This window comes from Lysinibacillus sp. COL-1 (assembly GCF_059814265.1).
On sequence record NZ_JCAWSJ010000004.1, the window covers coordinates 2,384,261 to 2,404,186 of the forward strand.

Consider the following 19,926-nt stretch of genomic DNA (forward strand, 5'->3'; position numbering starts at 1 on the left):
ATATTCAAATTTTTAATCACAGACTTATTCATAAATCCCACATTAATCGTATTCAGGATTAGAAATCTCTAATTCACACGATTCTTCATCAATAATTAACTTTGCTCCACTTGTATAAATCTTGAATAACGTTTCTTCCAGTCCGTGCAAACCGTTTAATACTGCTTTAACATCAAATTCATTGATATTTCTACGACTGTAACTTTCCTTATTATTTATTTTTACAGAACAAACTTCGCCTTCACTGTTTACAAGGAGCCTGTATTTGCAATCGTATTCACTTATATCGTTTCTTGAATCTAATCCAATCCACGACGAGCCATATGGATTGTCTACATGTAACGTCATTTCGTGGTATTCTTCATAACCTAAATCATCTAAATCCTCAATTTCCTTCGAAAGTTCTTTAACTAATTCGGATAATTTGTATTCACGTTTTGTATCAGATAACAGAACTTCGATTTGATTTTTTATTTGAGCTACGCCTTGATTTGTAATCTCATCATCCAGCTTATCTTTAATTGCTTGTAAAATTAGATGGTTATATGATGCAAGATTTAAGTCTTTGAAGTTGATCTGTAGCGCTTCATTTGCTTTTTCTTTAAGTTGCTTAGAAAAATCACTCCAGTTACCAAACAAGTCCTTAACAACATCATTCACAGTGGATTCAACGTGTTTATCAACAATCTCTTGAACCTTTCCTTCTGATTGCATTTTCGCTAAACTATCCATCACCATTTTATTTAAGTCCATTTATTTCTCCCTCTTTCATTTATTTTTCTGTGCATCTATAACAGTCCGTCCTGTCTCTCACAGATTGCCAAACTACCACTAACCTTGGTCACCCTATAGTTTGGGTATCTACGCATGTAATCCAGCACCAAGCGTCTGATTTCATCGTTATCCTTCGCCTGCTCAAATATCCAAGCAGGCAGAAGGACTTTGTGAGGCACGTTACTGTTCAATAATCAATTCCTCTTGAGTTTGTTCTTCTTCAATAACTGAGTAATCTGTAACATCGATAACATCACTCATATCCTCTGAAACCTCGGTTTTGATCGTTTCATCAGCCTCTACAACCTTCTGTAGCTCAATTGATTTTGGAGCGTATTTTAGTACTTCTTTGAGTACAGTTTTCTTAGCCATCGCGTCATAATTGGTTTTCCATGGGCTTGTCCAACCCTTTTGAACAGCTTGAGAGAAGGTCTTAGCATGCTTATCAATATGCTCTCGTGTCCAGTACACAAAGTCATATCCACCGTTTTTCAAGTGGTATACAGCGTAGTAGCCGATTGGCTCACCTTCTGGATTTGTTGATGGCACATGCACTAAATCCTTGTGTAATCCGTATGCAAACGAAAATTTATCCTCTGCATATACTTCGTGTGCATAAATAGCCTTGTACTGACCACTACGTACAGCTAGATCGATTAAACCTTTGTATCCTAGTTGGAACTGTACTTTGCCTCCATAAGGGATTAAATAGGCTTGTCCAAGCCCTGTATTTGGTTCCACACCTAGTTGAGCTGATTGCATAAGCGCAGCTACAAAACTGATTTGGTCGCATTCCAGTAACTTTGGAGTTGTTCGAACTGCTGTTAAAGCGATACGAGCAATTCGATCAGCGTCCATGTGTTTTGGTAAAGCACGTTGGATTTCAGGACCCATCTTTTTTAACAAAGCATTTAAGGATGTTTCAGGAGAAGCTTGCTTTGATACTTGATTTTGTGACTTTGCTTTTAATTCATTTGTAGTAGCCATTTATTAAGCCTCCAATTTTTTTATTGTTAGTCGTCGAGAAGATGATGGTTTAATGAATTTGTCGTAAATATCAGGGGCGTCTACTTTCAGTCGTTTACTATCAACACGATTCGAAACAACCGTCTTAAATGTCACCTTATGACGTTGAGAGTGCCCTTCTGTAGCGTTTTCTAACCTGAGCTTTAACTGATTCTCATACTCTTTCTTTTGTTGCTCTAACGCTTTAATTTCGCTTGAAATGGAATCGATAGCATCCAGTAGGACATCATCATCCTTTGTGAGCATGATGGCCGTACCATCATCTTGTGGGTACATTTTTTTGATTAAGTCGTTTGTTGCATCTGAACCATCAATAGGTGGCGCCACATCTTTTAAAACGTGATTCTCCCAAAAGTCTTTCTCTCGATCTATGAGGATTTCTATAAATTCGTCGTCACGTTCGATTTCTTTCCAGATGAATTTGTTGCCACCAATCAGTACCGCAATATAAGCCTTTTCAAAGCCTGTAACAGCTAGATAATGATGGACTTGGCATAAATAACTTGCTGGTATTTCCTCACCTTCCCATTCACCCTTTAAATACTCATTAGCTGTTTTACATTCAAGTACAGCTCGCTCACCAACGACTACTCGATCTAGATTAGCCAACATAAAATTGTGTTCTGGATGAACCAACATTTTGTTCATACGTCTCACTTTTTTACCTGTACGTTCTGCAAATTCTTCAGCAACTAAATTCTCAAACTTATTTCCGAAATGAATAGCTTCATTTTCGATCTTCTCGTAAAACTGACCTGTCTTTTCTAAAAATAGTTGGTAAGCACTTTTATATGGATTAAACCCCATAATTGTCCCTGCATCAGACCCACCGATACCAGCGCGACGAGCGTCTAACCACTCGTCACGACTCATATCAGCAGTTGTAATTTTTGCTAAAACCATGCAAATTACTTCCTTTCGTGATATGATGGTAAAAATGTTTTTTCCTAAGCCACTATTCTGAGTAGTGGTTTATTTTTTTGTGCAAAATACCGCATTGTGATGTTCCTCAAGGTACGTATGAATGTTATCCATGTGGACGATATCACCGTTTTGAAACTTCATGAAATCATCATTGAAAACTATTAAACTACCATAGATATCTCGAAAATCATTTTTCATTTCTACATAACGAAATGTTGGCACCTTATTGGTTGGCTCGAACGTACCAAGAACCATTGGATTCTCTACTTCCATAAGTTGTCTCATGCAATCACCTCACATTTACAACAAGCAAATGATATGCCATATTTGTTGAGTTTGTACTGTACACATTGCTCACCTTTGTAGCCTATAAATCTCTCGGTTTCATAGTCACCTAGCTTTTTTATAGACTCTAAAGAACAAAGTAATACTGAGACATCAATATCAGCAGCACCAGCGCTATACTCGGCTTTGAGTACATCTTCTGTAGATATGCCATATCGCTCTAAAATCAGTGGCAATTCAGCAATCTTAGATACTGCATTAACTAATTTCATATAGATCAATCCTTTCGTATATTTTTGATGGATAACCACCAATCTACTTACATCACGTCTTGGCGTTGGCTATTGCTGCTGCTCGGGATTTAAACGGTCCGTCTTGGCATGCTCCGCTCGGTTTATATAAGTAGATTGCTAGCCCCATCAAGCAACCAACAATTTTGGCAAAGCTTACCGTAGGGAGACGGCAAATTGCTGGCTGCTTGACGAGGGCGAATTTTCATTCGCAAACGTCTATGATTATAAAAACGAATTCACAACAGATTTGAATAACTTGTACTTTGTGCGCTGATACTCTGGTAACTCGTCATATTGTTGGATACATGGATGTGTTTTTAACTCTGAGTCCATTATGTGCCCATAAACCCAGCCTTCTTCACGCATTCGGACCAACCAATGTTCATGCATTTCTTCTGGTGTACGTTCATTTTCTAAAGCAAATTTGACTCCCCTTATAGCAGATTCTTTTTGCCAGTCAGGAGCAATATCCCATAGTGTTTCCGAAAAATTGTATTGGCTCTTACAGTATTCGTAGATAACGTTGTTACAGATTTTTGCAATTAATTCTATATTCATTTAATTACCTCCATGTGATATAATGGACTTGTATATGATTGTCATGCTGTTTAATCCTCGCTCGATTAAGCAGCTTTTTTGTATTCATTTAGCCTCACCAACATCCTCTTATCACAAAAGAAATGTACATAGATTAACCTCTGTTTTAGCGTCATATGTCGCCACGCTCTAGGCTTGATGCGCAAGTTTCTTCACCACCTGAACAAGTATCCCTCGTTGGTTTAAATCTGCTACAGTTGTCCATAACTCTTTTTTCTTATGAAGTTTTTCTAGTTGTGTTAACGAATTATGTAGGTCTCGTTCTAGTTGTTTTGCTATGTCTGTTTCACCTTTTCTTGCTAGCATTACGATTTCGATTGCAAGATCTTCGATACGTCTATTTTCACGTTCGATTTGTTCATTTATATTCATTTAATAAACCCTTCCTTGTGCAAGTACTGATAATGGCTATCCCAAACACTGGTGTAACTAATACCTGTGTGGTCCGTCATCACAGCTATAAAGTTAGCTAATGCTGTTTGAGCTTCTACTGCTTCCTCAAGTGTGTCCATCATTATTTGCATCTCGTATGGACTAATTGCACCTTTCGGTTTTGATAAGCTTGTTTTTTTAATTGCGTCAATTGCTTCCTGGAGTTCTTCTATTGTTTTCTCACGTACACTACACCTATGAAGATCTACATTTGGTCCGTTTAACCATATCGGGCCTGTACCTGTATATTGATGTTGTATAGCAAGCGCGAACTTGGGGTCATCGAACTTCTCTACGATACTTTTACTTATATCTGCTGGTACCTTACTACGGCCGTTTTCATATTTTGATATCGCCTCTCTCCCTACTCCAAAATCAAATCCGAATCGCAACTGCGTTTCATCGCCCCTAATTTCTTTCATTACTTCGCCAACTAAATTTCCAGTAACAGTCATATTTCCATTCCTTTCTTTTATATAAAGTCACATTTCATTGAAAAGTTAACTTGTAAGAGACCGCACTTTATATAAATTCTCTGTATAATAATGGTTAAGAGGTAGATTTGCCCCTACCTCTTAGATTTCTACTAGATTGGTAGTTTGTTCGAGGCCATTTGCCCTGGCCTCTCCTATTAAATTGCACCTGCCCGTGCTTTTATTTAATTCCATTCATTCATAATGATATTTTTAATAGTTTTCGCTGTCGGTTCATATAACCAGACACGCTTTCCTTTAAATCCGCGTTGTCTTTCGTATTGTTTAATACGTGGATCACATAAGATATGTTCTTCTAAAAACGTTTTCTTAAATGTTGTTGCTCTCATAATGTCGTCAATATCCCAAAATAAAATTTCTTGTCTCGCTGTTTCAGTTATGAGTTCACGCAGTTCAGAAGTAATTTTTTCTTTTGTGATACCTGACATTTCGAATAATGTTTTAATGACTGTACTTTCATTGGGTGCTGTTGCAATCACATTGCCACCGCCTTATTTAAAAACTTAGCAATAAAGTAGGCTTGTCCTTTACCAGTTATTTTTGAGGTTCTGTTAATACTAATTTCTCCACTATTATGGTGAATTGGTGTTTCTTTAATTTCAAACAACCCTAGTTCCATTGACTTTTGTGTTGGTGAGTTATAATCAGAACCTTTACGTTTGATTAGATAACCATTTTCCCTTAACCATTCGAATAGACGTTTTTGCCCAACATCTACACCGTTTTGTTTTAGGATTTTAGCGAACTCACCAATCAGAATTGTTGTTTCGCTTGCTTGAATTGCTTCAGCAAAAAGCACTTTTGGTTTTTGAGCTTCAATTATTAGTTGCTGCTCAACGATTTTTTTCTTGTTATTTTCGATAGTTTTTTGAGCGATGAGTAGCGCTTTAGCCATAATTGATGCATCGTCATCATTTTCGTCTGTAGCAATATAACCTCCATTAAGTCGAATTTCTTTTAAGATGTTTTTAACTTGTTTTTTGAACTGTTTAGCAATAGGTTTACGTGATTGCATTAACACTTCATATAAACCGTCTTCTGTTAAGAACCATGTATCACGATTTTGACCTGCTCGGAATATTTTTCCGATAAGCTTTTCATCATCATCTACATTAGCTAACATTTTATTTAATGAAGAAACATCATAATCAATCCAACCAGCTATATCTTTAGCTAAAAATAACGGATTCTTTACCGTTCCAAATACTTTGAATTTTTTCATTAATACTACTTGCTCATGGATAACTTGTAATTGCTTCATGATTAATCCTCCTATTCAGTAATATAAAAATATTTCTGCCTTATCATGCCGTTTTGTTGCCTTTTGGCAACTCACTAATGTAAGTAAATACTTGTTCAAACTTTAAATCTGAAAAGTTGGATAAAACACCAATAATAAATTTTCCACCAGGATTTCTTTTGCCATTCATAACACGGTTCACTGTACTATGAGCAACGCCGATTGTTTTTGCAAATTCACTTTCTGTTAGGTTGTTCTCTTTAAGATACTTGTCCAAGAAATCGACCTTAACTTTTACACTATTTTCACAAGTTTTCATGTTGTCACCTCTCATTCTTCCCTTTTGGCAATTGCCTTATGGCATTAATATAAACTATATTTTGTCTTTTGGCAACACTTTTATTTAAAAAAATTCGAACCTAATTGCCTTTTGGGAATAGAAACACTTAAAATTCTTATATACATAGCATTGGAGGTGACTTTATAAAGTGAATAATGTTTATGAGCACTTCGAAGAAAATAATTTCGGCGAATATGTGAAATCATTACGATTAAAAAAAGGATTTACAATAAATCAACTGTCTTTATATTCAGGAATAAGCTCTTCTCAACTTTCAAGAATAGAAACTGGTAAACGTGGTATACCAAAACCTTCAACAATCGAAAAAATCGCTAGCGCGCTAAAAGTAGACTATAACGAATTGATGAAAATCGCTGGATATCTAGAACCCGATACTAAAACAGATTATATTGATAAAAAAAGAAGTCCTTATGATTCTCAACTAACTGAAAAAGATGAACGAGATATTGGAAAGTTATTAAAAAAATTTAGTGAAGATATTGAACATTCAGATGCATTAGCTTTTGATGGGGAACCTTTATCCGAAGAAGCAAAAGAATCTCTAATTGAATCTATGGAGCATATATATAGAACTACACAAAGAATCAACAAAAAGTATATACCTAAAAAACATAAATAGAAGGCAGTACACGCCTTTTTTTATGAATAACTTTTGTAATATTTATACTTTTATGGAGGGGCTGGGCATATGAGTTTTTTAAAAAAATTATTAGGAACACAAGATAAAACACCTGAGGAACTAGAAGCTGATCGTATTAGAAAAGCTGAAAAGCAAGCTGAAATGAAGAAACAAGAAGAATTGCGAAAACAACAGTTTGAAGAAAAACAGCGTGAACGTGATACTAAAAAAGTTCAAGAAAAAGCATTACAAGAAAAATACATTGGACTCGGCTTTGGCACAGGTTTAGATTTCTCTTTACTTAAAGGAACCATCCACTATTTTGAAAGTTTTGTTTTGCAACCAAATGAAAACGTATTACATTCCATAAAAGCCGAATATGACAAAACAAAAAAACGAGAAATAAAAGGTTTATTAATTGCAACTGATCAAAGACTTGTATTCGTTTCTTCTGGTGCTGGATATGGGCAATTCATTGAAGAATTCGATTACAGAAAAATGAATGGTATAGCGCAAGCGAACGAACGCTTTAGTGAAAAAGTAATTTATATCGATATGGGAAGAAGTCGTAAAAGGTTTGATGATATTATTTCGAATGATCGCTTAAATCAATTTGTCAGTGTTGTCACAAAACAAATTAATCTATTAAGAAATGCACCAATTAGTAGGAATACTTCTACCAAAGCTAAAAATGCAGATAAATATACTGCTTTGGAAAAGATCGCTAAGTTAAAAGAACAAGGTATCTTAACAGAAGAAGAATTTTTAATTGAAAAAGAAAAAATACTAAATTCTTGAGGTGCATTATGAAAATTATTAAATGGATCTTACTACTATTCTTCTTTTTAATAACACTAGTGTTAGTCAGTGCTTCCCCTATAATATGGGTTGGAATTTTATTAATATTATTTGGGATATACCAAAAAATACAACAAAATAAAGGGAAAGTCACATTTTCGAGACCAGGTTTAATAATAGCAGCTGGCTTTGCTTTTTGTTGGATTACTGCAATTATTCTTACAGAACCTGCTACAGAAGTAGTAGAAAAAGAGAAAGATACTATTGCAATTGAAAAAGTAGCTAAAGATGACAAAAAGACAGAGAGCTTACCAGTTGTAGTTTCTGATACTAAACAATCCTCTGAAGAAATTAAAAAACAGGAGCAAGAAAAGAAAAAAGCCGAAGAAGAAAAACAATTAAAGGAAAAATTATTGAATCTTGGGTTGGTAACTGCCACTATTTCAAGAGTAGTTGATGGTGACACTGTTGAGCTTTCGGATGGCAATAAGGTTCGTTTAATTGGTGTGAATACACCAGAGTCAACTACGAGTACTGAAACCTATGGAACCGAGGCAAGTAACTTCACTAAATCTCAGCTAGAAGGTAAACAAGTGTACTTGCAAAAAGATGTGTCTGAGACAGATCAGTACGGAAGATTATTGAGAATAGTTTGGACTGATATACCAACTGACTTAAAAAATGAAAATGAAATCCGTTCAAAAATGTTTAATGCTAAGTTAGTACTTGATGGTTATGCAGAACCATCTACTTATAACCCTGATGTGACCTACAGCGAACACTTTGTTACGTTTGCTCGTGAAGCACGTAATCAAAATAAAGGTTTATGGGCTTATGGTGCCGAAGGTACAACTAAAGGGGACTTAGACTCATCCCCTACTACAACCACTAATAATAATTCTAGCAATAATACCAATACAACATCAGCAACTTCTTCTGGTGGATATGAATATTATAAGAATTGCACTGAGTTAAGAAAAGTTTATCCTTCAGGTGTTGGACAGGACCACCCTGCTTACGCTTCTAAACACGATCGTGACAAAGACGGATGGGCATGCGAAAGATAGAAAAAGAGAAGTGATTACATGTGGATTAGAGAAAAAGTGGTAAACCTTAAACAAAAATTTAAAACAGATTGTCCATATGAATTGGCTGCATATTTAAATATACATGTCCTGTTTCATAATTTACATGAAGAAATTCGGGGTTACTATAAATATGATCGTCGGAATCAGTATATTGTTATAAACAGCAATCTTGATATTAATTATCAAAGATTAGTGTGTTCTCATGAGTTAGGTCACGCAATTTTACATCCTAAAGTCAATACTCCGTTCATGAGAAAACACACTCTTTTTTCTGTAGATAAAATCGAAATAGAGGCAAATAGATTTGCTGCACACCTATTAATTCCGGACGAAAGTTTATTTGACTTGTATGAACACATGACGATATATGATATAGCTACCTTACACCATGTTCCCGTCGAATTGGCTGAACTTAAATTTAAGGTGCTATTTTAACACTTAAACAAGAACATACATTCCCATTTGAAAGGAGTGATGCAACCTGATTATCCTATATAAACTGCACCTGCCCGTGTGATTTATGGAGGTAATCAAAAATGGCTAGATATAAAATGATTAAAACAAAAAAAGATTGTATTTATTGGTACAAAGATACAAACAACAAAAAGAAATTTGCTTTTCGTTATAAATATTACGACCGTTTTGGTAAACGTAAAGAAAAAACTATGTTAGGTTTCGAAACTGAAAAAGCTGCTGAAAGAGCATTGATCGAGGTAAAAGCTAATGTACTTGATGGAAATGACAGGTTTGTAGAGAGCGCTAATTTGACTGTGGCTCAATGGATGGAGATATGGTTTGAAATGAAGAAGAAAGTTTGGCGTCCTGGTACCTATGTGCATTACCAAGAATCTTATAAAAATCATATCAAACCACTCATTGGTCACTACAAGCTTCAAAAACTTACAAAAATGACTCTCCAACGTGAACTAATTGATAAACTAGTTTCTTATGGATTAATGCGTCCTACAGTCCAAGGAGTATTTCGTGTTTTTAAATCAGCTGTTTCCTATGCAGTTGAAGAAGAAATTCTTATTCGTGATCGTTTTAAAAAAATGGATTTTAGTGCTGCCCCTACTAGTGATAAAGAAAATCATTTTACTGAAGAAGAGCTGGAACAATTTTTGCAATGTGTTAAAGAAAATGATCCTTCTACTAGGTATTCTTCAATTTTAACTTTGGCAATGACAGGTATGCGTAAAGGTGAAATGATGGGGTTAACATGGAATGATCTTGATTTTAAAAATAAGGCAATAATTATTAATAAGGCACGTACTCGGACAGGGCTTGGTCCACCAAAGAGTGATAATGGCTATCGAAAAATTAAAATGAATGACCAATTATACGCCCAACTTAAAAAGTACAAGGCTTGGTGTATTAAAAAGAAGTGGGAACGAAGTTTGAAGCATGAAGATACTGACTATGTATTTATATCTCGTCAAGGTTGCCGCCCTATTGGGCTAACATACGTTGAAGATGCGATTGACATGATTTGTACTAAGTACGAATTAAAAAGGATATCCCCACACGGTTTAAGACATACAGTAGCTTCAATCTTGCTATCACGTGGAGAAACACTTGTAACTGTTGCAAAAATCTTAGGTGATGATCCAAATACTATTCTAAAAGAATATGTTCACTCATTCGAAAAAGATGAAATCAAATCCATTGAATTAATGAATCAGTTCGCAACTGGAGGATGATTTAGGAAAAATCGATTTTTGATGTATTTGGGGTACAAATTGGGGTACATCAATTTCAGTGCCCTTCCCTTCCCCTTTATATCAATACTTATCCGTCATCTCCAACCAAATGATGTAGTTTGCATGGTACACCACGCCCATTTGGTCGGTCTCTGCATATCGAATCTCAATCTGTTTTTCACTTACAAACATTTTCTTCACCTCGTCCTACATTATAGCGTAAAAGTGTTGGTTTGGCGGGGTTTTTGCTCAATGGAAATTGGAACGTTGAAAAATAGAGGGAAGCATTTCTTAAATATCTAAAATATATATGGATTTTTCTAATATGAAATATAATTCATATAAACACTGCGGTACCTCTTTATGATTTATAAATAAACATGCACGAGCAGTTACACTAATCTGTATTTACACACAGTAGGTTACTCATTTCATTCAAATAAGTGACCTATTTATTATTTATAACGTACTGACAACACCAAACAGGGTTGATATAGTTTTCTTGTATTACCAACATTCTATATGGAATGACGAAGTCAATTTGAATATACAAGAACAAATAAGAGTTTATTTATAGCCAGCTGGTAAACAGGTTATTTCGTTTGTTGAAGAAGATATAAATATTTTGTCAACTCATATTGAGCATGATGAACAGATAATATCTGCGACAACCGGTTCAAAAAAGTTAACTTATTTTTTATTCTTGTTAACTACTAAAAGATTGCTTACATTGGAAAAAGATAAAAAAGGAAAATTATTTGTTTCTTACGATGTAATTGCTATTAGTAACTAAATCGTCAACAGAAAAATATTAGCTGTAGAAGTTGATTTCACCTATTTAAAGAATGAGATTAAACTCAAACTAACTAATGATAATGCAACCAAACCTTTCGCGAATGAATTTGAAAATATCTTCAGCATTCCAGAAAAAACAATACCTCAAAAGAAAGAAAAAGCACCTAAAGCAATCAGGCTAAACATGACCATCTTGAATGGAAAAGAACAGATAAAAGAAAGTGGTTTTAATTACGTTTTACAACAAACTAAACACGGTTATATAGATATTGTTGTAGACTTCAAAGAACCAGAAACTTCCAAATTAATTAAATGGGAACGTGTAGAAAATGTCCAAAAGAGTACTTCAAGTAAAGTTGGCTGGACAGTAATCAGAAGTAAATTCGGTAATGCGGGAGCTATAGCTGGAGCAATGGGAGCTAATATCGGGAAAGATAAATCAGTAGCTACCCTATTTTTAAAACGAGAAAACGGAGAGAAAGTGCCTTTAGTCATCAAATCCGATAAGAAGGACCTTAAAAAGCTTTCATTGTTAATTGTTGCCGAAGAGGAAGAGACTACACAAGTAGCTGTCACTCCCCTCCTAACAACATTACCAATACCAACTGATGAATTAATTAAATTGAAAGAACTAATGGATGCTGGTATTTTAACACAGGAAGAATTTGATGCAAAGAAGAAACAGCTATTAGATATATGAGGCTGGGACAGAACTCGATTATTTTGAAAAATAGCGAAAATAGATAATAATTTTTTCGCCTCATTGAGTTAAATATTTCTTCCTAAATCAAAAAAATGTCAGACCGATTGTATCTTGGTCTAACATTTTTTCTTTTGTCCCAGCTTCTTTGTTTTATCAAATTTCACTTAACAGAATTTCATTTACTTATCTGTAAAATATCACTTATAGGTGATATAATTACCAATGTTATACATAATTATCTAGGAGGAATCTAGTAATGCATAGTAGATTTTGGACTATATTCTTTTTAATTATCTTCTTTCCATTAGGTTTATTTTTAATGTGGAAGTACGGTCATTTTACTAAACAAATACGCGTCATTATTACTTTATTTTTTGTAATTATAGTTTTACTATCTTCATGTTTTGGTGGAACAAATAGGGCAAAAGAAGAAGAGTTAATTAAAAAGGAACAGCAATTGGAAGAGAAAGAAAACAAATTGATTAAATTCGAAAATGATTTAAAAGCAAGAGAAAAGGATATTGATCAGAAAATTAAAGATTACGAGCATAAAATTGAAGAGCAAAAGAAGTTGGAAGAACAAAGAAAACTAGAAGAACAAGAAAATGAACGTAAAAAACAAGAAGAGATAAAGCAACAAGAAGAGCAAAAAAAGCTTGAAGAAACACAAAAGCAAGAAGCTGCTCAACAGACTACTACAACAGCAACACCACAACATACTTTAAACTTCAGAAATTGTAAAGAAGCTAAAGCAGCAGGTTATTCGAACATTAGAAGAGGAGAACCCGGTTACTCATCAAGACTCGATAGAGATGGTGATGGATTAGCTTGTGATAAATAACAAAAGAAAGTCACTCATTATTTTAAATGGGTGACTTCTTTTCTTGTTTATATAAAACTGTTCTGTTCTCGGCCACTTTAGTTTCAGTTCAAAACTCTTATCCCCCGTTTGTGAAACAGTTAAATTAAAATCAGTATTTCCTTTATTAATTGCCATAAATAATTTCCTCCTTGTGTTGTTTAATTGGTACATCTTAATAATAGACTTCCCACGATGTTCAAAATTCTGTAAAATATACATAATTATTCTAGTTAATATCTATCAAAACTCTATATAAACAAATAAAAAACCAGGTACTCTGTTGAGCACCTGGCTATTTCTTTGAGTGATTTACTAAGCTTGAACCATATTCTAGTATAATAAGTTTACATAACATGGTAATATTGATATAATTTAATAGTACTAACAACATATACAAAGGAGACTATTTTACATGAAAAAACCTTTCTACAAAAAATGGTGGTTTATTTTAATTGTTGCCATCATTGTAATCGGCGCCATTGGTAATATGGCAGGAGGCAATGATACAACAAAGGAGAAGGATTCTAAAGATAAAGTTGAGACTTCTGCAAAAGCGCCAGAAAATAAAGATTCATCAAAAGATGATGAAAAAGCTAAAGAAAAAGAAGAGATTGCCGTAATTGATACTCCTTTAGAAGTTGGAGATGCAGTGTTTACTCTAAATGGAGTTAGTTTAACAGATCAAGTAGGGCCTTCTGTATTACCTACAAAAGCAAGTGGTACATATGTTGTGTTAGATGTTACTTACAAAAACAATGGAAATAAAGCTGTAACAATTGATACTAGTTTCTTCAAATTAAAACGTGGTGAAAAAACATATGAATCCGATAGTGTTGCTAGCATGTCAGCAAACCAAGGTGAAGATGGTAACATTCAAAATAGCTTCTTCTTACAAGAAGTAAACCCTGACATGGAGATTAAAGGTAAAGTTGTATTTGACCTTGCTTCAGAAGTAGCAGAAGCAACTGATTTACAACTGCAAGTACAAACGGGTATTTTCGGTACTGAAACAGGTATGATTAATCTAAGACATTATTAAAGTCACTCAAATGAGTGGCTTTTCATATTTAGCTTTTATCTACAATTCTTCCACTAGCAGTCCATTCGTACTCACCTTCACCAGACATTATATGTCGTAATTTTAATAATTGTTCAATTACTATATCTAAACTCTCGACTTTATTAAAACCAAGTGTAACAGGAGCATCATTTAAATTTAATATTTTAGTAGCTTCTAATTTCGTTCAAACAGGTTCTAGGTCAATTTTAGTAAACTGAATAGCTCCAGAATCTCTCTCCTTAACCCTCAAACAAGAGTGCTTTTCTATAAAAATTATAGAATATCTTTTGATATTATTACGCGATTACCCTTACAATATTTTTTGTTTACTTCTGAAATTCAGTTAACATTAAATAGTCCATTAATTATATCTGTAATACTATAAAAAATAATTGCAGACATAGTTAAAGAGCAGAGCATAACATATTGGATATTGGTGGGTTCATAAGTTGATAAAAAATACCTGCTACCAATCATTGATTATTGGCTAACCACACATCGGCGTATTGTTCTAGCTCTTGTATGTTGTTTAATTCCATCTTTCCTCATCCTTTCGAATACATAATAAAAAGCCTCCATCCTAAGATGAAAGCTTTGACATTGTGATAACCCTATTGTCGAGAGCTCATTTGCGACTCGTGGTAGAACACACCACATTATTTTGTAGCAAATTGTATTGGGTGCTTTTCCGGGCATTTTGTTGTTGTAGTAAGTTTAACTGAAATAAATGGAAAGTGGAGGAAGTTCATTTATAAACCATTCCTTTATTTATCTCCATATGAAACTTTGAATTGATGCATATGTTGAAAAGAAAAATACTCCTATTAGAAACAAACCATAAGCTTTTCTCTTACTTTGAAATTCTCTAATTCCTAAGGTTAACATAGATAAACCCAAAAAGAATATCATTAGGAAATTCAGCTGGTAATCACGTGTAATAAGTCCATAAGTTGAAAGAGATATTGCTATGATAGCAAAGGCAATTGGTAAAATTTTCAGCATAACCTTCTACACCTCTTTAAATTTCATATTTATTTATCATACTACAAAAAAGAGTAAATGCAAATAAATGTAAATTAATTACCTTTTATATTAATTAATAAACCTAATCTCTTAAAAATATAGATCGACCGTGTATGTCATGCCCCGACAAGTTTGCTCAGCGCTGATCGGTCCTCTATCTGTTTTTCCCTAATATTTAGGTTTTGATAAATACCAAGGGAGGAAAACCTTACCTCACTGACCTACCTCCGATTGTACATTATTATTTTCAACTCCCCTAATGTCGAGGAGATTTATGGAAATAAAAAAAGACCAGGTACTCATGTGAGCGCCTGAACTTGATTAATAACTTGCTGTTGATAATTATGTTGGTTATTTGATGGGTATTAATTCAAATCATTTTAAGAGATTAGAATATAATACTAAACAAACTATAAAGGAGGAATCTAGAAATGTTTAGTAGGCATACACAAACGAGCTGTTGTCAAAGTGAAGCGAACTACTTCCCTAAAATTGTTGCTACTCCTGGCCCCGTTGCACCTGTCACTCCTGGCGTATTAGGTTATGGGTCCCTGCGAGGAGATACATTAGATTTTTTATCGCCTGTATCGACACCCGTTACATTTGAGCAAGTGGGCCCTTTATCTAATGTAACTGTCAGCCCATCTGGAAATGAATTAGTAGTGCAAAACAATGGCGTATATCAAATTACTATTTCAATAAATGCACAAGCAACAGCATTACCCGATCCAGATCAACCGTATTTCACTGTCAGCATTACCGTAAATGGACTACCTATTTTTTTAGAAGGAATAGCTATTTTTAATGTACTAAATAGAAGTAGTTCAAGCTACATTGTCCAAGCTACTTTATCTGCCGGAGACTTAGTAGGAGTAAGTGCCTCGTCGGATTCTCTAGTCGCTGGTTACGCCAGTCGTTCGTTAACCGTTATTCAAATAGGTGGTTAAAAAACATTAAGGTAATTGACCTTTGCTGTTAAACACTACGATGTGCAATGTTAATTCCCTTCAAAATCACTGCCGGTAAGTGTACCAACAGCGAATTTATCTAGATGTGATTTATCGTTGGGCTTTTTATCTACTGCGATTATAGTTGGCTTGTTTGTGAATTGCATTATGACATCATCCTTTTCTGTTGGTATTTCAGATTTCCGCTGGCTTCATCGATGCCTTTAATTCATTTCAAAAAACGATTCCAACGATCTTCATTTAAAATTCATTGCGGACAATACGTGCCGTTCCAACCCTGGTGCTTCTTCACTTACTTAATACCCCAACCGAATTGTTTTAAATGTTTCGCAATGTGTTGAACAGCGTTTTCCTCTGCAACTCGATAACGTAATCCACTACTTTTGCTGTGACAAATTTTGATATCAATAGAAAGCCAGTTTCCTTTCTTTATCGCATTAGGATCAGTACTACCCCCACAATGCCAAACATTTCGATTAAAAGGTATAGCCTGAATGCTTTCTTTATCATCCACAGTAACATGATAAGACACCTGATTGTTGTTGCTAATCCTATATGAAATCTCATTAGCTGTGTGGCCTTGTTGCGTATAGTGATAAATTGAGGCGCCATTGTGTATGGTGCCTTGATTGGATATTTGTTTATTGGTAGCAAGGACTGCTTAAAGCATATGTCATTTCGCTTTTTTCTTCTTTGTATTGAATATCTCTAATGCTCTCTTAACTGGTACATACATATTCACACCGAGTTTTGCTGAAATTTCGCCTAAGCTAACTAGTTCGTTTAAGATAAACATTACTACAACAGCATCTGGAATAATCTGTCCAATTGTAAATCCTTGATCTTGCAGTACTAAATAGATGAGATTAGCTACGATTCAAACCAACATCATGCTTTTTTTGATGATGCCTTGATACCGACGCTTACTGTTAATCGTTCCCCAGTTAGCTGCCATTCCAGATAAAATCGATTGCATTTAAAATAAAATGTACTGTCATAAACCTCAGCCGCCTACTGTGCTAAGTAAACTTAAATGTTTGTTCCATTTATCTACAATCTTTGCCCTTTTTGAAAGTAAAAAGCCATGAGGCAAATCGAGAATATTGTGTACCGTTGCCCATCTCCATTAATAATCATAGCGCATAATAAAAGCCCTCCATGTTTGTGGAAGGCTAAAGAATATCCATACCGCCTGTTACTAATCAATATGTACAAAAGAACATCACTTCTTTTTCAAAAATATTTAAAGGTTAATCTTCTTCCATTTACGAATTTTGGTTCTAAAGTTTGTAAATGGAGCAACTGAATTAATGTGAACCCATTTCCAAACAGGCCAATTAGCTTGTGTTTTTGCCCATCGTCTTTGGTCAACTTCAAATAATTCCTTCTCAGATAGAATATTTAACCACTCACATAAATTAGTGACCGCTTCATCAAGCATTGATTGTTGTTCTTTCAAAGAGTACGCTCCATATTGTTCATAAAAAGAATTGTACAATCCACCTAGATTATTCCACTTATAGCCTTCTGCTGGCGTGTGTACTTCTTCTCCCTGTTGTTCTTTTTGCTCCCAGTGAAGCAAAAGATTTATCCATCCAAGTTGATAAGAAAGGTTTTCGGATGGAGTTTTATCCACTTCCTCAATCCGTTTGTTTTTCAAGACTTCTGGTATATCATTAAATTCTGCAATATATTTTTTATACTTGTCGTTAATCGTACTAATCAATTCTTCCTTGTTTGCATACTGCCTCACTTTACTCCCCTCTCTTCCATTTATTAGTTCAGCAAAATTGAATGATTTCCTTCTAAAAAATGAAATTTAAAATAATGCTTACCTATCTGTTTGAGTGGCAGATAATGACAGTACACTCAATTATGTTGTGTTTATTCAATGATAGCCCCACTATATTCACAAAATTAGTGATCATTGGTCTACAATCTATAATTGCTAATTCGCTCTTTAAAGACTTGTAAATCTTCTTTCGTTATTGGAGAGATTGTAATAATTTGAATTAAATAAATTTGCATTAGGTTCATTCGTGACTTCCATAGATATATATTTTATTTCACCATTCTTTTCATAAGCAAAAATTAAATACTTCTCTATGATTGTGCTCGTTTTTTCCTTTGCCTCTCCACCAATTATAGCACCTAATGAACCAAAAAGATTATTCCCTGCTATAGCTTTACCAGCATCACTTACCCAACTTTTTTGAATTTCAACATCTGTTTTTATTAGAATATCAATCACTTTATTTATATTTAATTCAATTGTGGCTTGACTTCTTTCAAACACGATTTTATCTTTGCATCTGTAAACAAATATCTCAGCACCTTCGGCAACTGGTAATCCAGCCATATGTTTTACTTTAATACATAGATCTGCATTGAATAGCTGTTGTCGAGATTTAGAACCAAGTACTTTACTCTCTGCCTCGAACTGTTGTTTCTTTTTCGCAGCTTCTCTTTGTTTACGTGCTTCTATAGCTTCAGCGCTATAGGCTCGTTTATAAAGTTTAATTAGAAATCCCTCAAATAAAACAATAAGTACCAATAAAATGATAGAAACTAGATAGTCAGCACCTTCATATCCTTTGCTATTTAAAAACATGTTAGTTAAGCCGTACAAGAAATAAAATCCAACTAATGCAATAGCTATTAGATGAAGAACTTTTTTCACCAATATCCCTCCTCCTATATAAATATACATATATAATGAATGGGATTCTATTACAATTTTTAAATTGCTACTTTTATCGACTCATGCACCGTATTATCATGGCTAAAGCTTTTCAGTGCCAATAGCTTTTGACTATAAACTTGTGGTATGTGGTGGTGTGAGAATCATAGATATTTTAATAAAGAAACTCATCTTAGGTTCAAACTATTTAATGCTAGAATGCTTAGGCCAACCTGGCTAGGCTCTTAGATTTCTTATTAACTTCTAAAATATTTTTTCGATGCAGTCATGTTGCCCATGTTGAATGCCAAAAACTTTAAGAAAGCTTAGTTTATTGATTTGACCCTCCCCTTACAGGATGCTTTATATTTAAAGTAATTTATAAGGAGGTGATTGTTATGCTGACCATTGGTGAATTTTCGAAAATATCTCATCTTACACTGAAAACGCTTCGCTACTACGATGAAATCGGACTTTTAAAGCCTGCTTTTGTTGATGCTAGAAATAACTATCGTTATTACAATGTTCCTCAATTAGAAACTGCTTTATCCATCTCGCGATTGAAAAACTATTTATTTTCTTTAGAAGAAATCAAATTTATTTTAACTAATTGGGATGATACCGAACTTCTTAGTTCTAAATTGAAAACAAAACAAGAAATTCTTACACAACAACTTACATTTTATGCTTCATTGTTAAATGAATTAAAACTTGATATTCATGAGCTTGATAAAAAGGGAAGTATCATGGGCTATTTAAATGAGATTGAGATTAAACTTGTGGATCACTTACCATATGATATCTTATCTCAGCGAAAGACAATAAATACCGATGATTTTCTAAAACACTTTAATGAGTTGTTTAGTAAAATTATGTTCAATAATTTATTACCTAGTGCAAAACCACTTGCTATTTTCCATAGTGCCGAATATGAACCTGATAATTATGATGTAGAAATGGCCATACCACTTACAACCGCCACGAATGAAACAAGATTATTTAATCCTGGTCTTTGTGCAATGGCTACGCTTATTGGTTCTTATGATAAACTATCTTCCATCCATACAAAACTACATGTTTGGATAACCGAACATAACTATAAACTAAATGGTGCACCGTTCGAAGTTTATCAAACAGATCCCTATAGTACACAAGAGGATAATAATATCACAGACGTATTTTTTCCTATTAAATATAAATAACA

At 34.2% G+C, this 19,926-nt stretch carries 26 protein-coding genes and 1 pseudogene; 11 read left to right on the top strand and 16 right to left on the bottom strand.

The window, feature by feature from the left end; genetic code table 11:
- Positions 1-42 precede the first annotated feature (42 nt).
- The 11 genes from AC6BKE_RS20195 to AC6BKE_RS20245 form a co-directional block, all read right to left on the bottom strand.
- Complete coding sequence (locus AC6BKE_RS20195; protein ID WP_499857842.1) at positions 43-753, bottom strand: hypothetical protein; 711 nt, start codon at positions 751-753, stop codon at positions 43-45.
- A 201-nt stretch (positions 754-954) separates the two neighbouring features.
- Positions 955-1,761 (bottom strand): recombinase RecT, encoded by an 807-nt coding sequence (locus AC6BKE_RS20200; RefSeq protein ID WP_499857844.1) that lies wholly within the window; start codon positions 1,759-1,761, stop codon positions 955-957.
- Positions 1,762-1,764: 3 nt separating this feature from the next.
- The gene (locus AC6BKE_RS20205) at positions 1,765-2,703 is read right to left on the bottom strand and encodes a YqaJ viral recombinase family nuclease (RefSeq protein ID WP_499857846.1); all 939 of its coding nucleotides are present in this window, start codon (positions 2,701-2,703) and stop codon (positions 1,765-1,767) included.
- Positions 2,704-2,772: 69 nt separating this feature from the next.
- Positions 2,773-3,009 carry a YqaI family protein gene (locus tag AC6BKE_RS20210; protein WP_499857848.1) on the bottom strand — a complete coding sequence of 79 codons (237 nt, stop codon included), beginning with the start codon at positions 3,007-3,009 and terminating at the stop codon, positions 2,773-2,775.
- Positions 3,006-3,281 (bottom strand): hypothetical protein, encoded by a 276-nt coding sequence (locus AC6BKE_RS20215; protein WP_499857850.1) that lies wholly within the window; start codon positions 3,279-3,281, stop codon positions 3,006-3,008. Before AC6BKE_RS20215 ends, AC6BKE_RS20210 begins: the two co-directional genes overlap by 4 nt.
- Positions 3,282-3,524: 243 nt before the next feature.
- A complete protein-coding gene (locus AC6BKE_RS20220) occupies positions 3,525-3,860 on the bottom strand; it encodes a RyR domain-containing protein (protein ID WP_499857852.1) in 336 nt (111 codons plus the stop codon).
- Between the two features lie 168 nt (positions 3,861-4,028).
- Positions 4,029-4,271, bottom strand: coding sequence for a hypothetical protein (locus AC6BKE_RS20225; protein ID WP_499857853.1), 243 nt, complete (start codon positions 4,269-4,271; stop codon positions 4,029-4,031).
- Positions 4,268-4,786 (bottom strand): helix-turn-helix domain-containing protein, encoded by a 519-nt coding sequence (locus AC6BKE_RS20230; RefSeq protein WP_499857855.1) that lies wholly within the window; start codon positions 4,784-4,786, stop codon positions 4,268-4,270. Before AC6BKE_RS20230 ends, AC6BKE_RS20225 begins: the two co-directional genes overlap by 4 nt.
- A 203-nt stretch (positions 4,787-4,989) precedes the next feature.
- On the bottom strand, positions 4,990-5,304 hold the full coding sequence (locus AC6BKE_RS20235; protein WP_499857857.1) for a hypothetical protein: 315 nt from the start codon (positions 5,302-5,304) through the stop codon (positions 4,990-4,992).
- Entirely contained in the window at positions 5,301-6,086 is a 786-nt protein-coding gene (locus tag AC6BKE_RS20240) for a phage antirepressor (RefSeq protein ID WP_499857859.1), read from the bottom strand. The genes AC6BKE_RS20235 and AC6BKE_RS20240 overlap by 4 nt, the downstream gene beginning before the upstream one ends.
- A 43-nt stretch (positions 6,087-6,129) precedes the next feature.
- Entirely contained in the window at positions 6,130-6,384 is a 255-nt protein-coding gene (locus tag AC6BKE_RS20245) for a helix-turn-helix domain-containing protein (RefSeq protein WP_499857860.1), read from the bottom strand.
- A gap of 169 nt (positions 6,385-6,553) precedes the next feature.
- Between AC6BKE_RS20245 and AC6BKE_RS20250 the strand changes: the two genes are divergently transcribed.
- From AC6BKE_RS20250 to AC6BKE_RS20285, 8 genes and pseudogenes are all read left to right on the top strand, one after another.
- Complete coding sequence (locus tag AC6BKE_RS20250) at positions 6,554-7,045, top strand: helix-turn-helix domain-containing protein (RefSeq protein ID WP_499857861.1); 492 nt, start codon at positions 6,554-6,556, stop codon at positions 7,043-7,045.
- Positions 7,046-7,114: 69 nt separating this feature from the next.
- Positions 7,115-7,843: a PH domain-containing protein gene (locus AC6BKE_RS20255; protein ID WP_499857862.1), complete on the top strand. Its 729-nt coding sequence runs from the start codon at positions 7,115-7,117 to the stop codon at positions 7,841-7,843.
- An 8-nt stretch (positions 7,844-7,851) separates the two neighbouring features.
- Positions 7,852-8,910 (top strand): thermonuclease family protein, encoded by a 1,059-nt coding sequence (locus AC6BKE_RS20260; RefSeq protein ID WP_499857863.1) that lies wholly within the window; start codon positions 7,852-7,854, stop codon positions 8,908-8,910.
- An 18-nt stretch (positions 8,911-8,928) separates the two neighbouring features.
- Positions 8,929-9,366: an ImmA/IrrE family metallo-endopeptidase gene (locus AC6BKE_RS20265; protein WP_499857864.1), complete on the top strand. Its 438-nt coding sequence runs from the start codon at positions 8,929-8,931 to the stop codon at positions 9,364-9,366.
- A 101-nt stretch (positions 9,367-9,467) separates the two neighbouring features.
- Positions 9,468-10,631, top strand: coding sequence for a site-specific integrase (locus AC6BKE_RS20270; protein WP_499857866.1), 1,164 nt, complete (start codon positions 9,468-9,470; stop codon positions 10,629-10,631).
- 625 nt (positions 10,632-11,256) lie between these two features.
- The gene (locus AC6BKE_RS20275) at positions 11,257-11,424 is read left to right on the top strand and encodes a PH domain-containing protein (protein ID WP_499857867.1); all 168 of its coding nucleotides are present in this window, start codon (positions 11,257-11,259) and stop codon (positions 11,422-11,424) included.
- A 609-nt stretch (positions 11,425-12,033) separates the two neighbouring features.
- Positions 12,034-12,126: pseudogene (locus AC6BKE_RS20280) on the top strand (SHOCT domain-containing protein); the annotation flags it as partial.
- Positions 12,127-12,385: 259 nt separating this feature from the next.
- Positions 12,386-12,970, top strand: a complete 585-nt coding sequence (locus AC6BKE_RS20285) for an excalibur calcium-binding domain-containing protein (protein WP_338651292.1) — start codon at positions 12,386-12,388, stop codon at positions 12,968-12,970.
- On the opposite strand, the gene AC6BKE_RS20290 is transcribed toward AC6BKE_RS20285, so the two are convergent.
- Entirely contained in the window at positions 12,953-13,126 is a 174-nt protein-coding gene (locus AC6BKE_RS20290) for a hypothetical protein (RefSeq protein WP_499857868.1), read from the bottom strand. The genes AC6BKE_RS20285 and AC6BKE_RS20290 overlap by 18 nt on opposite strands.
- Positions 13,127-13,403: 277 nt before the next feature.
- On the opposite strand from AC6BKE_RS20290, the gene AC6BKE_RS20295 reads away from it, so the two are divergent.
- Entirely contained in the window at positions 13,404-14,030 is a 627-nt protein-coding gene (locus tag AC6BKE_RS20295; RefSeq protein ID WP_499857869.1) for a DUF4352 domain-containing protein, read from the top strand.
- A 789-nt stretch (positions 14,031-14,819) separates the two neighbouring features.
- On the opposite strand, the gene AC6BKE_RS20300 is transcribed toward AC6BKE_RS20295, so the two are convergent.
- Positions 14,820-15,053, bottom strand: a complete 234-nt coding sequence (locus AC6BKE_RS20300; RefSeq protein WP_036117066.1) for a DUF3953 domain-containing protein — start codon at positions 15,051-15,053, stop codon at positions 14,820-14,822.
- A 452-nt stretch (positions 15,054-15,505) separates the two neighbouring features.
- On the opposite strand from AC6BKE_RS20300, the gene AC6BKE_RS20305 reads away from it, so the two are divergent.
- Positions 15,506-16,021, top strand: coding sequence for a hypothetical protein (locus AC6BKE_RS20305; RefSeq protein WP_036117068.1), 516 nt, complete (start codon positions 15,506-15,508; stop codon positions 16,019-16,021).
- A gap of 313 nt (positions 16,022-16,334) precedes the next feature.
- Here AC6BKE_RS20305 and AC6BKE_RS20310 read toward each other — a convergent pair whose 3' ends face one another.
- The 3 genes from AC6BKE_RS20310 to AC6BKE_RS20320 form a co-directional block, all read right to left on the bottom strand.
- The gene (locus AC6BKE_RS20310) at positions 16,335-16,679 is read right to left on the bottom strand and encodes an N-acetylmuramoyl-L-alanine amidase (RefSeq protein WP_308302777.1); all 345 of its coding nucleotides are present in this window, start codon (positions 16,677-16,679) and stop codon (positions 16,335-16,337) included.
- A 606-nt stretch (positions 16,680-17,285) separates the two neighbouring features.
- The gene (locus AC6BKE_RS20315) at positions 17,286-17,795 is read right to left on the bottom strand and encodes a ClbS/DfsB family four-helix bundle protein (RefSeq protein ID WP_036117070.1); all 510 of its coding nucleotides are present in this window, start codon (positions 17,793-17,795) and stop codon (positions 17,286-17,288) included.
- A gap of 207 nt (positions 17,796-18,002) precedes the next feature.
- A complete protein-coding gene (locus AC6BKE_RS20320) occupies positions 18,003-18,722 on the bottom strand; it encodes a hypothetical protein (RefSeq protein WP_340809108.1) in 720 nt (239 codons plus the stop codon).
- A gap of 398 nt (positions 18,723-19,120) precedes the next feature.
- Here AC6BKE_RS20320 and AC6BKE_RS20325 point away from each other — a divergent pair, with 398 nt between their 5' ends.
- On the top strand, positions 19,121-19,924 hold the full coding sequence (locus AC6BKE_RS20325) for a MerR family transcriptional regulator (protein ID WP_499857870.1): 804 nt from the start codon (positions 19,121-19,123) through the stop codon (positions 19,922-19,924).
- Positions 19,925-19,926 lie beyond the last annotated feature (2 nt).

What these genes read in the sequence shown, in the direction of transcription:
- AC6BKE_RS20215 (WP_499857850.1), bottom strand. Translation starts at nt 3,281, where the DNA reads ATGAAATTAGTTAATGCAGTATCTAAGATTGCTGAATTGCCACTGATT.
- AC6BKE_RS20200 (WP_499857844.1), bottom strand. Translation starts at nt 1,761, where the DNA reads ATGGCTACTACAAATGAATTAAAAGCAAAGTCACAAAATCAAGTATCA.
- AC6BKE_RS20290 (WP_499857868.1), bottom strand. Translation starts at nt 13,126, where the DNA reads ATGGCAATTAATAAAGGAAATACTGATTTTAATTTAACTGTTTCACAA.
- AC6BKE_RS20270 (WP_499857866.1), top strand. Translation starts at nt 9,468, where the DNA reads ATGGCTAGATATAAAATGATTAAAACAAAAAAAGATTGTATTTATTGG.
- AC6BKE_RS20240 (WP_499857859.1), bottom strand. Translation starts at nt 6,086, where the DNA reads ATGAAGCAATTACAAGTTATCCATGAGCAAGTAGTATTAATGAAAAAA.
- AC6BKE_RS20220 (WP_499857852.1), bottom strand. Translation starts at nt 3,860, where the DNA reads ATGAATATAGAATTAATTGCAAAAATCTGTAACAACGTTATCTACGAA.
- AC6BKE_RS20300 (WP_036117066.1), bottom strand. Translation starts at nt 15,053, where the DNA reads ATGCTGAAAATTTTACCAATTGCCTTTGCTATCATAGCAATATCTCTT.
- AC6BKE_RS20255 (WP_499857862.1), top strand. Translation starts at nt 7,115, where the DNA reads ATGAGTTTTTTAAAAAAATTATTAGGAACACAAGATAAAACACCTGAG.
- AC6BKE_RS20305 (WP_036117068.1), top strand. Translation starts at nt 15,506, where the DNA reads ATGTTTAGTAGGCATACACAAACGAGCTGTTGTCAAAGTGAAGCGAAC.
- AC6BKE_RS20245 (WP_499857860.1), bottom strand. Translation starts at nt 6,384, where the DNA reads ATGAAAACTTGTGAAAATAGTGTAAAAGTTAAGGTCGATTTCTTGGAC.
- AC6BKE_RS20225 (WP_499857853.1), bottom strand. Translation starts at nt 4,271, where the DNA reads ATGAATATAAATGAACAAATCGAACGTGAAAATAGACGTATCGAAGAT.
- AC6BKE_RS20325 (WP_499857870.1), top strand. Translation starts at nt 19,121, where the DNA reads ATGCTGACCATTGGTGAATTTTCGAAAATATCTCATCTTACACTGAAA.
- AC6BKE_RS20195 (WP_499857842.1), bottom strand. Translation starts at nt 753, where the DNA reads ATGGACTTAAATAAAATGGTGATGGATAGTTTAGCGAAAATGCAATCA.
- AC6BKE_RS20260 (WP_499857863.1), top strand. Translation starts at nt 7,852, where the DNA reads ATGAAAATTATTAAATGGATCTTACTACTATTCTTCTTTTTAATAACA.
- AC6BKE_RS20295 (WP_499857869.1), top strand. Translation starts at nt 13,404, where the DNA reads ATGAAAAAACCTTTCTACAAAAAATGGTGGTTTATTTTAATTGTTGCC.
- AC6BKE_RS20265 (WP_499857864.1), top strand. Translation starts at nt 8,929, where the DNA reads ATGTGGATTAGAGAAAAAGTGGTAAACCTTAAACAAAAATTTAAAACA.
- AC6BKE_RS20210 (WP_499857848.1), bottom strand. Translation starts at nt 3,009, where the DNA reads ATGAGACAACTTATGGAAGTAGAGAATCCAATGGTTCTTGGTACGTTC.
- AC6BKE_RS20285 (WP_338651292.1), top strand. Translation starts at nt 12,386, where the DNA reads ATGCATAGTAGATTTTGGACTATATTCTTTTTAATTATCTTCTTTCCA.
- AC6BKE_RS20230 (WP_499857855.1), bottom strand. Translation starts at nt 4,786, where the DNA reads ATGACTGTTACTGGAAATTTAGTTGGCGAAGTAATGAAAGAAATTAGG.
- AC6BKE_RS20205 (WP_499857846.1), bottom strand. Translation starts at nt 2,703, where the DNA reads ATGGTTTTAGCAAAAATTACAACTGCTGATATGAGTCGTGACGAGTGG.